This window comes from uncultured Rikenella sp. (assembly GCF_947628055.1).
Lineage (GTDB): Bacteria > Bacteroidota > Bacteroidia > Bacteroidales > Rikenellaceae > Rikenella.
The window spans coordinates 1-12,690 of the sequence record NZ_CANQYJ010000074.1 but is presented as its reverse complement, the minus strand read 5'-3'; the positions used below and the strand labels follow the sequence as shown (position 1 = coordinate 12,690).

The window sequence follows — 12,690 nt, the reverse complement described above, 5'->3', positions numbered from 1 at the left end:
ACCAAAACCCTTGTAACTCAATTCTATCACTATATCTTTCCGCATTTCACTTTTTTGTAGTAACTTTGCAGCGATAATCGACGCTTAAATGAACATCAAATCTATAATCCTATTTAGCGGATTTGTTTGTGACTTGTTCCTCTTTGGATTATTTGTCGATCGTCTATTAACGGATATAAATTTCGTAGTTCTCAGATTTAAAAGATTTGAGTAAACAACAAAGGGGATGTTTTGTTTTTTCTCGCAGAGGTTAAATGCAATTGAGTATAAATTGAAGGAATGCAAAAGAAGATCTTGATAATCGGAAGTTCTTGTTCGTTACCTCGTCCGGATGGTGTGTATGAAAAAACGTGGCCTTTTTTGCTTAAAGTAGCGTATCCAGATTACGATATTATTACATTAGCTCGTCGACGGAACAATACTCGGAGTTTACAAGGCGGAACAGGGAAAGCATGGGCATACGGCGACAGTCTGCATTTTTATCATCCGGATATCGTTGTGATGCAAATCGGTATTAGTGATTGTTTCCCTCGTTATTTAAGAGCATCTTCTTTATTGAATAAATTGATAGAACGTTGTCCCTCTTGGATTCAAACGATATTTTGGAAATGTTATAAACTTTTTTTCCACCGGAATGTCAAACGAGCCGATGTCCCTTATGCCGAATTTTGCCATAACATTAGACAATACATGGAAGAATGTCGGGCAGAGCAAGTTGCTAAAGTGGTTATTGTGCTGATCTATACTCCTCCCGAATGGCTCAGGAAAAGAATCCCGACCTTGATGGGAGCTATTGATCTTTATAACCGAGCTTATCAAAAGATAGCAGAAGACTATGGGTTTGTGGTGACAGTCCATCCATTACAGGAGGGGAAAGATGAATATTTTTTGCCTGATGGTATTCATTCCACCGACTTAGGACATCAATTAATCTTTGAGGCAATCAATGCAGAAATTCCACTATGATGATTAATAGACGACTTATTGTCAAAATATTATTTATAGGAATTGTTAGTGTAACAATTTCCTGTCATAAAGAGCGACCTCTTGTTCCGTCGACAGAAGATCTACTCGATGAATATACATATAACGACATTTTATCGTGCATAAATATTCCTTATTATGGAATTTTTACATTGAATATCTATTGTAAGAAAGAAAAAGACTCGCATAAACGTCCTGTTATTCTCTATATTCATGGAGGTGGCTGGAACTCCGGCAACAAAGAAACTTGGCGAGTATCTCAGATTGATTTCTTTGCTCGGATGGGATTTGTGACTGTTGCATTGGATTATCCGCAGTCACAAAATCCGATTGATACGCTCAAGGAGGATCGGGTTCTGCACCCAAAACATATTCGAGCTATCGCTAAAGGATTTAAATGGATATACGATCATATCGAGGAATATGGTGGAGATCGGACAAAAATCAATATCATCGGTCATTCTTCGGGGGCTCATTTAGCGATGTTATTGGCGACGAATGAGCGATTCTTAGTCGCAGAGAATCTCGATTTATCGCATATCCATGCGGTGTATTGTTCCGATGGTGGCCCCTATATTACATTGAGTTCATATATGTCTTTGTCCAGTTCGGACAGTTATTTGCGACTGTTGTATCTTTGCTGGGTGAATGCTATGGGCAATGATCGGACTTTATGGTATGATGCGGTTCCTTTATATCACATTACGCCAGGAAAAAACATTCCCCCGTTTTTGTTAGGTCATACGTCGTTACCATATCGAGTGGAACCGAATGTACAGATTCGACAGACCTTGACCGATAATGGATATCGAGCAGAAGATTTTGTTGTTTATGGTGCAGATCACGGAGAGTTATTTTGGAATATTGGAACATCGAAAGATATCAATGGTGTTGGCCAAAGAGTGGTCTTGTTTTTTCGAGGTGTAAGATAGGATTATGTCAGGCTTTCGAGAGATACTTAAACATAGCGGTAATTATCTGATCGCCAATTTGGCAACTCGTGCTTTAGCTTTTATTTCTATTCCTGTCTATACTCGGTTATTATCAACTGAAGATTATGGCATTACTGCAGTCTTTTTAGCTACAACCGGCATTCTTAATAGCTTGATTGCTCTGAATTTCGATGCTTCGACCAGTCGTTATTATTATGATAAAACCACTGAAGAAGATTTCAAAACCTTTGTCGGAACATCGATCTTAATTTCGGTGATGGTTATAGGGGTGACATCGAGTTTGATATGTATTTTTGCTCCACAGATGTCTGTATGGACCCAGTTGCCGATTGCAGTAGTTTACCTGTTGGTTCCGATGGCAATATTGAATGTTGTATGTTCCACATTTGTACAAATTTATCAACCTCGCAAGTGGAGCAAACCGGTCGCTCTCTCGTCTTTAACTCGGGTCTATTTAGGTTTTGCTTTTTCGATTACTTTGATTCTTCTGCTTCCTTCAGAAAAATATTTGGGACAAATATGGGGACAAATTCTGGCTGGCACTGTTATGTCGATTTATTGGACAAAGAAAATAGCCCCGTTTGTCGTGTGGCGATTTGAACGTCGTCATCTACGGTATATCTTTCATTATTCTATCCCATTGATTCCGTATGCCTTGAGCGGAGTAATCATCGAACAGTTTGGTAAGTTGACAGTTGCATCGAATGATGGTATGTCGCAAGCCGGGTTTTATACGTTGGCGATTTCGATTGCTTCATTAACAGCTATCGTAACCGAGATTACTCATATGGCTTGGTATCCATACTATATGGAATACATGAAATCCGGGAACTACGAACAACATGATTGTGACTTAGTGCGGATTTTCAAATTAACATGTATTGCTGCGATGTTTTTTTCTTGCTTCGGCCGAGAGATAGGTTTGATTTTGGCCAAGAAGAATTTTACATCCGCTTTGAATCTGGTGCCGATTCTTACGATCGGTTATGTATGTCACCAGTTGTCATATGCCTATATGCGCAACATTTCTTTTGTACTTAAAACAGGCTATATGTCCGTAATCGTTATTTCATCAGGATGTGCCAATGTGTTATTGAATTCGATTATGATTCCTCGATGGGGAACATTGGGGGCCGCGATTGCCGTGGCTTTGTCCTATGTTTTGATGGCCAGTCTGTCATGGTTTTGTAGTGTTCGTATAATCAAAGTTCGGGGAATCCCTTTATTGAAATTATTAAAGCCGTTGGCTATTCTGTTGCTTTTCCAAGTTCAACTCTATTGGATTTTTATGGTCGAGAATCTTTGGAGTAGTTTAGGATTGAAGATTGTGTTATTTATTATGCTCGGAGTCATTTTGTTTAGAAATGATCGTCAGGCTATTCTGAATATAATGCAACGATTTATAAACCGATAATTATGATGACAAGAACAAAATTCGTTATCTTTATACAGGAACTCTGCATATGAAAGATATCGTTATCATTGATCATGAACCACTGACTGTTCGCAAAAAAGAGGCTTGGCATATCGAAGAATTACGGCAAGCCGGATTGAATGTCTGTTTTTGGGATGTTTCCGGATATATTCATCCGGGAATGTCAATCGCTGATACATTATGTGAGGATTTTGTCGTTTCTCTATCCTCTTACAACATGGTAGAAGAGCGATTGGCATTAATGGACATTTCGAAAACTATATTCATCGTAGAGATACCCGAGGACTGGCACAATAGAACTTTTTTCAGATTACTTAGCTCTTGTCATTGTTATACCATTCGGATTGAGTTATATGCCAGTATTTATATGGATCGTTCGTCTATCCGCGGGTGGCGAAAATTGAAAGCCGCTCCATTGGCGTTGTACAAAATAAAACTACGAAACTTGTGGGAGGGTATTAGATTCCGGACGTATAGGAAAAGACATAAAATCAAGGGGTATGATATGCAGATATCATCGCATAACGTACCGGCTACCGATGTATTGATTAATCATCCCGATTGGGAAAATTACAAAAAAGTGTGGGCCTGTCCTTCGGACCCGCTATTATCGGAACCGTATGTTGTTTTTTTGGACGAATACTATCCATTGCATCCGGATCTGAAATTCTTGACACACGAACGTGTCGGCGATGTCCAGAAATATCGTCAAAGCCTGATCGCTTTTTTCGATGCCTATGAACGGTTGCATGCAGTGAAAGTCGTAATTGCAGCTCACCCGAAAGCAGATTATGCTACCGATACTTTCGGGGATCGCCCGATTATTAAATATCGGACGACTGTTTTGATTCGGTATTCAAAAGGAGTATTGCTTCACAATAGTGCTGCTATCGCCTATGCTGTTATGTTCGATCGGCCGATTGCATTTATTACTAACAATGAATATAGGAAAGCGAAAACACAAGTCTATTTTCAGCGAAAAATGGCCGATAATTTCGGGTGTCCGATTTGGAATATTGATCGGCAAGCTTGGGAAATAATCGAATTGAAAAAGATCGTTCCGGCTTTGAGAGAACACTATATATATAATAATTTGACTGCGCCGGGAATAGAAAATCGACGGACGGTCGATATTTTAATGGAAACTTTTTCATCACTCTGAATTATGAAGATATGTTACTGTCTACCGAGTATTTACAATTTGGAGGGATGGAACGATGGGAAAGATGGTATCTTGGGACCTCTTGGAAGTGAGCATGTTTTTGTAGAACGTCTCGGAGAGTTGATTCGCAATTCTGCTTTGAGGAAAGAAATGGAGCATCGAGCAAAGAATAATATCCGTCGGTTTCCCCTATATACCACAGGGAAACAATGGAAAACTTTATTTGAGAATTTACTTCGACAATTGATTTTTTCATGCCTACTCTGACTATTTTTACCCCCACTTATAATCGGGCTTATATCTTGCCTGTATTATATGAGAGTTTGCAAGGACAAAAATGCCAAGATTTCGAATGGTTGATTGTAGATGACGGCTCTACAGATGATACCGAAACGCTTGTCAGAGATTGGATAGCCGATTCCCGAAATAATGGGCTGAATATTCGTTATCATTATCAACCGAATGGCGGAAAACATCGTGCGATTAATCAAGGAGTACAATTGGCGCAGGGCGAATTGTTTTTTATTGTAGATAGCGATGATTATTTGCTCCCGGAGGCTGTTTCTTTTCTTTTGACATGGTGGAACGAAGTAAAAAATGACACCAGATATGCCGGCGTATGTGGACTGAGATGTTATCCTGATAAGACTTCGATCGGGAATATTCCTTCTTATGCCACTTATTTGGATACCGACAGCCTAAGTTTTCGAACCCGTTATCACGAAAAAGGAGATAAAGCTGAAGCGTTTCGGACAACGGTCTTGCGTGCCTATCCTTTCCCGGAATTTGATAATGAGCATTTTGTGACCGAAGCAGTTGTCTGGAACCGAATCGCCCAACGATATATTTTACGGTATTATAACCAGAACATTTATTGTTGCGATTATTTGGCTGACGGTTTGACTCGTTCCATTGCTCGTCATCATTTCCAATCGCCACAAGGAACGGCGCTTTATTATTCCGAACTGGCTCATTGGCCGCAAACCGATCGCTGGAACCGGATGAAAGCGGCTGTGAATTATTGGCGTTACTCAACAGGAAATAAACAGAGTTTTGATGTTAAATGTCGTCAGATCGGGTGGGAGAATATATTTTTTCTACCTTTGGGTATGATATTCCGGCTTCGAGATAAAATCCATAGATGATTTTTCCGGGAATCGCTTGGTGTTCTTATGGACTTAGTTATGCGAATTATCTATCATACTTTCGATTTGAATGGATCCGGTGGAATGGAACGTGTGTTGGTGCAAAAAGCCAACTGGTTAGCCGAACACGGCTATCAGGTGGAAATACTGACCACGGAAGAAGATCATTGTGAACCATTCTTTCCACTTCATTCGCAAGTCTGTGCAACCGCATTGAATATCAACTATAATAGGCTTTATAAGAGTGATAATGTATGGCGTAATATTATTGAGAGTATACGTAAACGCCAGTTACATAAGCGAAAGTTGAAAGCTTATTTACGAGAACATCCCTGTGATATATTTATCACGTTACAACATCGTAACTTTATTCCGAAGTTGAAAGACGGGAGTCGTAAGATCTTTGAGGTTCATTTTTCGACGGCGGCAAAAAGAGAGTTCTTACAGCGGTTATCTCGTCTGTATCGGTTGGCTTACCGACTTGGGACTTGGTGGCAGGAACGTACGATCAAATATTACGACCGTTTTGTCGTTTTGACCGAGGCCGATCGTCGGGAACGCGCTTTGAATAACTGTGTTGCCATTCCGAACAGCATAACCATACCGATTCCGGATCAGACGGCAGCATTGACAAATAAACGGGTGATTTGTGTCGCTCGTTATTCTTACCAGAAAGGTCTCGATTTTTTAATTCCAGCGTGGCGTATAGTCGTTGAGCGACATCCAGACTGGAGACTTGATATTTTTGGGCGCACATACGGTCGAGAAAAGGAATACACCGACCTGTTGCGTCAAAATGGAGTAGAAACCTCCGTTCGTTTATGCGAGCCTACACAGAATATCGTTTCTGAATATCAAAACAGTTCGATTTATGTCCTGAGTTCTCGATATGAAGGTTTCCCTTTGGTATTAGGCGAAGCAATGGCTTGTGGCGTGCCTTGTGTATCTTATGCATGTCCTTTCGGTCCCGAAGACATTATTCGGGACGGAGTAGACGGAATCATCGTGCCGCAGGTCGGAAATATCCCAGGGCTTGCAGCCGGGATATGTCGCCTGATCGAAAATGAGTCCCTGCGTCAAGCTATGGGGATCGCTTCGCGAGAAGGGGTGCAGCGCTATGAAGAAAAGAATGTCATGCCTCTTTGGGTTGACTTGTTCCATCAACTTGTACATCAATAAAATACGCTAATCCTTAAAGCTTTTGGTACTTGGTTGCCTATTTTGTTATATTTTGTCTTCTTGCAGTTCTTGCATTTGCCGATGTAATTGGTATTCCATTACGGCAACGGAAAGCGATATTGATTATAGAGGCAATATTGCTCGCGTTATTTGCTGGATTACGGTACGATACTGACATTGTTGATTTCTCAGTCTATTGGGAAGGGTATGTCGAGGTGGCTCGCTATGGTTTGGATTATGCTCGTTTGCAAGAAGCTAGAGCATTTGAACCCGGATATAATCTACTGATGTATCTCGTTTCCTTTTTTTGTAAAAGTCCGATTGCCGGTTTTTTGGCTATTGCAACCTTGAGCGTGGGGATTACATTATCTTGTTATCAACGTTACAGCCGATATGCATTGATCGGGGTGGTCGTTTATTTCTCACACACGTTCTTATTGCGCGACATGATCCAGATCCGTGCAGGGTTTGCAGCAGCCGTTGCATTGTGGGCGTTGAGATATGTCGAACAACAAAAGCCTGTATGTTTTTTTCTGGTTGTCTTGCTGGCAATGAGTTTCCATATGGCGGCAGGAATTGTATTGTTGGTCTATGTGGTTTATCGATTGAATTGGAGTCGACGCACATGGTGCTGGTTAGTCGGAATGTCTTTATTGGTGGGGCTTTTGATGCCATTGGGACATCTGCTTGGTTCATTGCCAGGAGGAGGGATATTTCAACGTATCCAGACTTATGTTTGGATGATTAATGACGAACCTACCGGTATATTGACGAATCTTACAATTCTTAAACAACTATTTTTCAGTTTTATTTGCTTGAAATATTGGAAGAAATTATTGGAAATAATGCCCCATTTCCGTCTGTTGGCAATTCCTTACTTGATGTCGGTTTGTTGGTTGATGCTTTGGAACGATTTTCCGATCATTGCAGCTCGTATAGCAACTTTCTTTTCCGTTACAGAACCGCTGCTTGTTTGTGCCGTTCTTTACTTGGTAACCAAAGTTTCGCGTCCGATAGCAACCTCTTTGATACTCATATTCGCATTTCTGATGCTTTATCTAAATGTGTTTGTTAAGGGGTTTCCTGAATACCATTTATCCATCTTACAATGAAAAGAATCGCATATATAGTTCCTTCATTAGCTAATCGTGGTCCTGTTATCGTTGTCAAAGAACTTGTCGCACAAATGGTGTGTCATGGGCAAGAATGCACGGTTTTTTATTTTGACGATAAGATAGAACTGGAATTCGACTGTCCGACTATCCGTATACAAAAAAAAGAACAGATCGATTTTACCAGTTATGATATCGTACATAGTCATGGGATGCGACCAGATCGCTATGTCGCGCGTTTTCGAGAATACAGCGGGAAGGTGCGTTATATCTCTACGGTGCATAATTATGTACTGGAAGACTTTCGATATCAATACAATTGGTTGGTGGCCCAGATATTCGGTCGTTTATGGATGCGTACGCTTCGGAACATGGATGTAGTAGTCGCACTTTCTCGACATGCGCAGGAGTATTATCAGAAATGGTTGCCTGTCGAGAAAATAACTTATGCTTATAACACCCGAGTGCTTAATCTGTCCCAGACACTGGATGAAAAATCAGCTCAAGAAATACGGTCATTCAAAGGGCATTCTATCTTGATAGGAGTCAATGCCTTGCTGACAAAACGTAAAGGAGTCGATATATTGATTCGGGCTTTAGTGCGCCTGCCGGACTACAAGCTGTTCATTGCTGGGGATGGTAAAGAGCGGGCGCGACTCGAACGACTAGCTCGCCGATTGGGAGTGGCCGATCGCTGTCTGTTTGCTGGATACCGACAGAATGCTTATCTTTATTTGCCGTTATATGATATTTATGCCCTGCCGAGTCGAAGTGAAGGTTTTCCATTGTCTTTACTTGAGGCGGCTGTGTATGCAAAGCCATGTGTTGTTTCCAATCTGCCTATCGTAACCGAATGTTTTAATACAGACGAAGTGGCGATTTTTCGACTCGATGCACCTACTTCTGTTATCCAAGCTATACATAGAGCGACAGCTAATTCCACATTAGGTAGGAATTTGCATCTGAAATACGAAAAAGCGTACAGCCCGGAAAAAATGTATGAACGTTATCTCCGAATATATTATGGCGAAGTTTAGTGTTCTAATGTCTGTATATTACCGGGAACAGCCGGAATTCTTGGATACCGCATTAGCCAGTATTTTCGATCAAACAATTCTGCCAGATGAAGTTATATTGGTCAAAGACGGCCCTCTGACACCCGGTCTCGATGCTGTAATTAGTCGATATGCCACACTGCATCCCGAGTTGCATATAATTACCTTACCGGAAAATGTCGGACTCGGTGCTGCACTCAATGAAGGTCTGAAACACTGTTCACATGAGTTGGTGGCCCGCATGGATTCGGACGATGTGTGTGTGAAGGATCGTTTTGAACGTCAACTGGCTGTCTTTTCCCGACATCCTGAGTACGACGTTGTGGGAGGATGGATCGACGAATTTACGACAACACCCGATCGGGCGGAGTCAGTGCGTAAATTACCGGAAACACATGAACAGATACGGTCATTTTTTCGGTCACGCAGTCCATTGAATCACGTGACGGTGATGTTTCGCCATTCTGTTGTTCTCGCTGCCGGAAACTATCAGCCATTTTATCTATTGGAAGATTATTGGCTTTGGGGGCGAATGTTATATAATAACGCAAAATTTTATAATGTTCCGGCTGTTTTGGTTCATGTTCGGGGAGGACAGGCAATGGCAGCTCGTCGGGGCGGATGGAAATATGCTTTAAGTGAAATTCGATTGCAGCGTGCATTCTTTCGTCTCGGACTGATCGGTTATGTTACTTTCTGTAAAAATGTGATAATACGTTTTACTGTACGCATTATACCCAACAGATTACGTACTTTTGTTTATCAGAAATTACTTCGGAAATAATATGTTCCACCTCACGCAATTCATAAAAGACAAGGTTACCGGGCGGCAGACCTCCATGTTCGCCGACGATATTGCCGCAAACAGCCAACGCCTTACGCATGAAATCAGCGGGCGAAAAGTACTTGTGATCGGAGGGGCAGGGACCATCGGTTCCTCGTTTATCCGGGCCATCCTGCCGTTCCGTCCGGCAGCGCTGGTGGTTGTGGACATCAACGAAAACGGACTCACCGAACTCACCCGCGACCTGCGCTCGACACCGGGCGGCTATGTGCCGGACGAGTATGTGACCTACCCCATGAACTTCAACGACGCCGTGTTCGAGAAAATGTTCCGGGCACACGGCGGATTCGATATTGTGGCCAATTTCTCGGCACACAAACACGTGCGGAGCGAAAAAGACGTCTACTCAGTGGAGGCGTTGCTGGAAAATAATGTGTTGCGAGCCAGGAAACTGCTGACCTTGCTCGAAGAATTTCCGCCGCGGCACTACTTCTGCGTCTCGACCGACAAAGCAGCCAATCCGGTGAATATCATGGGCGGTTCCAAAAAGATCATGGAAGACATGATCATGGCATACTCCCATAAATTTCCGGTGACCACAGCACGGTTTGCGAACGTCGCTTTCAGCAACGGCAGTTTGCCGGACGGGTGGATGCAACGCATCGCACGGCGGCAGCCGCTTTCGGCACCGAATGACGTGACCCGGTACTTCGTCTCGCCCGATGAGAGCGGCGAAATCTGTATGCTGGCATGTATGCTGGGGCAGAGCGGCGAGATCTATTTCCCGAAACTCGGAAAAGAACAAGTAAAAACCTTTTCCGCCATCGCATCCGACCTGCTGACTGCGATGGGGTATACCCCCGTCGAATGCCGCTCAGAACAAGAGGCAATCACAATGGCCGCGCGTCTGACCGACACCGATCGGGAATACCCCGTTTACTATTCCGGGAGTAATACAACGGGAGAGAAACCTTACGAAGAATTCTTTACGGACAGCGAAACAATCGACATGACCCGGCATCAGGCATTAGGAGTGGTGACCGGTGTACAGCCGCGGCCGATGGGCGAAATCGACGCCTTGTTCGAGACCCTTACCGCCGCTTTCGACAAGCCCGATACGACCAAGGCCGAGATTGTGGCCATTATGAAAGGCTTCCTGCGGAATTTCGAGCACGAAGAAAAAGGACTTTATTTGGATTCAAAAATGTAATCCGGCGAAAATAGCTTCGACATACGCCGCAATATAACCGTTCCCCGTCCATTCCCGAAAACCGCCAAGGCAGCCCCTTCCCTGCGCTGTTGCATCCGGGTCCCGGGTCGGACGTGACTGTCACGTCCGAAACAGTCGCATATTCGGGTTGCAATCGCACGGTTAGGGAAAATCGTTCCTACCCCCAACGGATAGGAATACACAAAAAACGGACGCGAATAAACCGGCGAAGTCCTCTGTTTTGTTCGCAATCTCCGTTTTTTTGTCCATTAACAGAACAACATTAACCTAAAGGATGTTATCTTTGTGTCAAATGATAACTCCTTATCTGTTCGATCAAAATCTACTGCTCACCCTGAATTTTGACGGAGGCTCGGTGATGGATCAGATCATGTTCGTGATCTCGGGCAAACTGACGTGGGTGCCTTTTTATATCTGTATCCTGTGGCTGATCTATACCCGGTTGGGGCTTCGCAAACTGGTGCTTTTCGCGCTGGCGGTGCCGTTGCTGGTCGTGTGTGCCGACCAGACGGCGACCTTGGTCAAAGAGTATTTGCCGAAGTCGAGGCCGACGCATTTTGCTCCGATCATGGAACAGGTGCATACCGTGAACGGCTATGTGGGGGGAGCTTACGGAACCGTGTCGTCGCATGCGGCCAACTGTTTCGGACTGGCTCTGTTCGCTTCGATGCTCGTCAGGCGGCGGTGGTTCGTGTGGATGATGTTCGGGTGGGCGCTTCTTGTGGCATACAGCAGGATTTATCTGGGGGTACACTATCCGATGGATATTCTGATCGGGATGTGCGAAGGCCTGTTCTGGGCTTTCGTGTGGTACAGAGTGTTGCTTTGGGCGGACGGACGGGTCACGGCTTTCAGACGGTTGGACCGTTATGTGCCGTATCGGCTGTATTTTATGCGTCGCTGGCGCGAAAAACGGATGCTGTGGCCTTTGGTATCTTTTTTGCCGGGGAAAAGGCATGATCTTGCCTGATCGGAAATTTTAGCTGTCTTTATCGAACTATGCGACGTTGGATTGCATACCTGTCCGTGTTTTTCACGGTATGGCTTCTCTGTGCCGGGGCTTGGCATCTTTCGGCGGAGAGGGGTTGTGTGCCTGTCGATACGGCGCAGGAATCCCTGGAGGCGGAGATTGCCGCGCGCGCTGTGGCGGATTTCGCCTGGTGGGACAGCTATGCGTGGTATGTCGTGCCGGCGGGCGATCCGGTTTCCATGTCGTGCCGGACGACCGGCGGGATGAATGCCGGGGTGCGCTGCTGGTGGCTGACGGGCTTGAAACGGGAGTTGTCGAGTCCGGTTTTTCAGGCTGCGGATATTCTTCTGACTTATCTGGGGCGGAGGTCGTCCGCCCGTTCGTTCGCTTCGTGGCGGGCTTCGTTGTGCGGGGCTTCCTGCGGAGATGCTGTCTCTGTCTCGCGGCCGGGCGATGGCTATATCTACGCGCTGCGCCGGATCGTGATTTAAATCGCAGGTTTTATTGTACGTGTCTCTGGGAGGGAACTGTTCTCTTTAACTTCGCTATGCTCGTTTTCCTCGCGTTATCTCGGCATAGTCCGCAAGCGGCCTCTGCTCTCGAAACGCTGCTCGGTTGTGAACAACCGACGCTGCCAGCGAATCCAGAGGCCGCTTGCGGACTATGGTGAGCGGCGAGGA

General features: G+C 44.3%; 12 protein-coding genes. All 12 read left to right on the top strand.

Translation table 11 applies throughout. The features are described from left to right. Positions 1–279 precede the first annotated feature (279 nt). The 12 genes from Q0Z93_RS07490 (at position 280) to Q0Z93_RS07435 (ending at position 12,501) form a co-directional block, all read left to right on the top strand. Positions 280–966, top strand: coding sequence for an SGNH/GDSL hydrolase family protein (locus Q0Z93_RS07490; protein ID WP_298064287.1), 687 nt, complete (start codon positions 280–282; stop codon positions 964–966). Further along, on the top strand, positions 963–1,916 hold the full coding sequence (locus tag Q0Z93_RS07485; protein WP_298064285.1) for an alpha/beta hydrolase: 954 nt from the start codon (positions 963–965) through the stop codon (positions 1,914–1,916). Before Q0Z93_RS07490 ends, Q0Z93_RS07485 begins: the two co-directional genes overlap by 4 nt. A 4-nt stretch (positions 1,917–1,920) precedes the next feature. Next, on the top strand, positions 1,921–3,351 hold the full coding sequence (locus tag Q0Z93_RS07480) for an oligosaccharide flippase family protein (protein WP_298064283.1): 1,431 nt from the start codon (positions 1,921–1,923) through the stop codon (positions 3,349–3,351). Between the two features lie 49 nt (positions 3,352–3,400). Continuing rightward, a complete protein-coding gene (locus tag Q0Z93_RS07475; RefSeq protein WP_298064281.1) occupies positions 3,401–4,534 on the top strand; it encodes a hypothetical protein in 1,134 nt (377 codons plus the stop codon). Positions 4,535–4,788: 254 nt separating this feature from the next. Beyond that, complete coding sequence (locus Q0Z93_RS07470) at positions 4,789–5,679, top strand: glycosyltransferase family 2 protein (RefSeq protein ID WP_298064279.1); 891 nt, start codon at positions 4,789–4,791, stop codon at positions 5,677–5,679. A 39-nt stretch (positions 5,680–5,718) separates the two neighbouring features. Beyond that, entirely contained in the window at positions 5,719–6,858 is a 1,140-nt protein-coding gene (locus Q0Z93_RS07465; protein WP_298064277.1) for a glycosyltransferase family 4 protein, read from the top strand. 29 nt (positions 6,859–6,887) lie between these two features. Next, a complete protein-coding gene (locus Q0Z93_RS07460) occupies positions 6,888–7,970 on the top strand; it encodes an EpsG family protein (RefSeq protein ID WP_298064275.1) in 1,083 nt (360 codons plus the stop codon). Then, complete coding sequence (locus Q0Z93_RS07455) at positions 7,967–9,007, top strand: glycosyltransferase family 4 protein (RefSeq protein WP_298064274.1); 1,041 nt, start codon at positions 7,967–7,969, stop codon at positions 9,005–9,007. Before Q0Z93_RS07460 ends, Q0Z93_RS07455 begins: the two co-directional genes overlap by 4 nt. Continuing rightward, a complete protein-coding gene (locus Q0Z93_RS07450; protein ID WP_298064272.1) occupies positions 8,994–9,809 on the top strand; it encodes a glycosyltransferase in 816 nt (271 codons plus the stop codon). The genes Q0Z93_RS07455 and Q0Z93_RS07450 overlap by 14 nt, the downstream gene beginning before the upstream one ends. Before the next feature lies 1 nt (position 9,810). Continuing rightward, positions 9,811–11,019: a polysaccharide biosynthesis protein gene (locus Q0Z93_RS07445; RefSeq protein WP_298064271.1), complete on the top strand. Its 1,209-nt coding sequence runs from the start codon at positions 9,811–9,813 to the stop codon at positions 11,017–11,019. 313 nt (positions 11,020–11,332) lie between these two features. Beyond that, positions 11,333–12,010 (top strand): phosphatase PAP2 family protein, encoded by a 678-nt coding sequence (locus tag Q0Z93_RS07440; protein ID WP_298064270.1) that lies wholly within the window; start codon positions 11,333–11,335, stop codon positions 12,008–12,010. Between the two features lie 29 nt (positions 12,011–12,039). Continuing rightward, entirely contained in the window at positions 12,040–12,501 is a 462-nt protein-coding gene (locus Q0Z93_RS07435; protein WP_298064269.1) for a hypothetical protein, read from the top strand. Positions 12,502–12,690: the final 189 nt, after the last annotated feature.

Bases quoted from the DNA above. Each gene is read 5' to 3' on its own strand.
- Q0Z93_RS07490 (WP_298064287.1), top strand. From the start codon at position 280: ATGCAAAAGAAGATCTTGATAATCGGAAGTTCTTGTTCGTTACCTCGT.
- Q0Z93_RS07485 (WP_298064285.1), top strand. From the start codon at position 963: ATGATGATTAATAGACGACTTATTGTCAAAATATTATTTATAGGAATT.
- Q0Z93_RS07480 (WP_298064283.1), top strand. From the start codon at position 1,921: ATGTCAGGCTTTCGAGAGATACTTAAACATAGCGGTAATTATCTGATC.
- Q0Z93_RS07475 (WP_298064281.1), top strand. From the start codon at position 3,401: ATGAAAGATATCGTTATCATTGATCATGAACCACTGACTGTTCGCAAA.
- Q0Z93_RS07470 (WP_298064279.1), top strand. From the start codon at position 4,789: ATGCCTACTCTGACTATTTTTACCCCCACTTATAATCGGGCTTATATC.
- Q0Z93_RS07465 (WP_298064277.1), top strand. From the start codon at position 5,719: ATGCGAATTATCTATCATACTTTCGATTTGAATGGATCCGGTGGAATG.
- Q0Z93_RS07455 (WP_298064274.1), top strand. From the start codon at position 7,967: ATGAAAAGAATCGCATATATAGTTCCTTCATTAGCTAATCGTGGTCCT.
- Q0Z93_RS07450 (WP_298064272.1), top strand. From the start codon at position 8,994: ATGGCGAAGTTTAGTGTTCTAATGTCTGTATATTACCGGGAACAGCCG.
- Q0Z93_RS07445 (WP_298064271.1), top strand. From the start codon at position 9,811: ATGTTCCACCTCACGCAATTCATAAAAGACAAGGTTACCGGGCGGCAG.
- Q0Z93_RS07440 (WP_298064270.1), top strand. From the start codon at position 11,333: ATGATAACTCCTTATCTGTTCGATCAAAATCTACTGCTCACCCTGAAT.
- Q0Z93_RS07435 (WP_298064269.1), top strand. From the start codon at position 12,040: ATGCGACGTTGGATTGCATACCTGTCCGTGTTTTTCACGGTATGGCTT.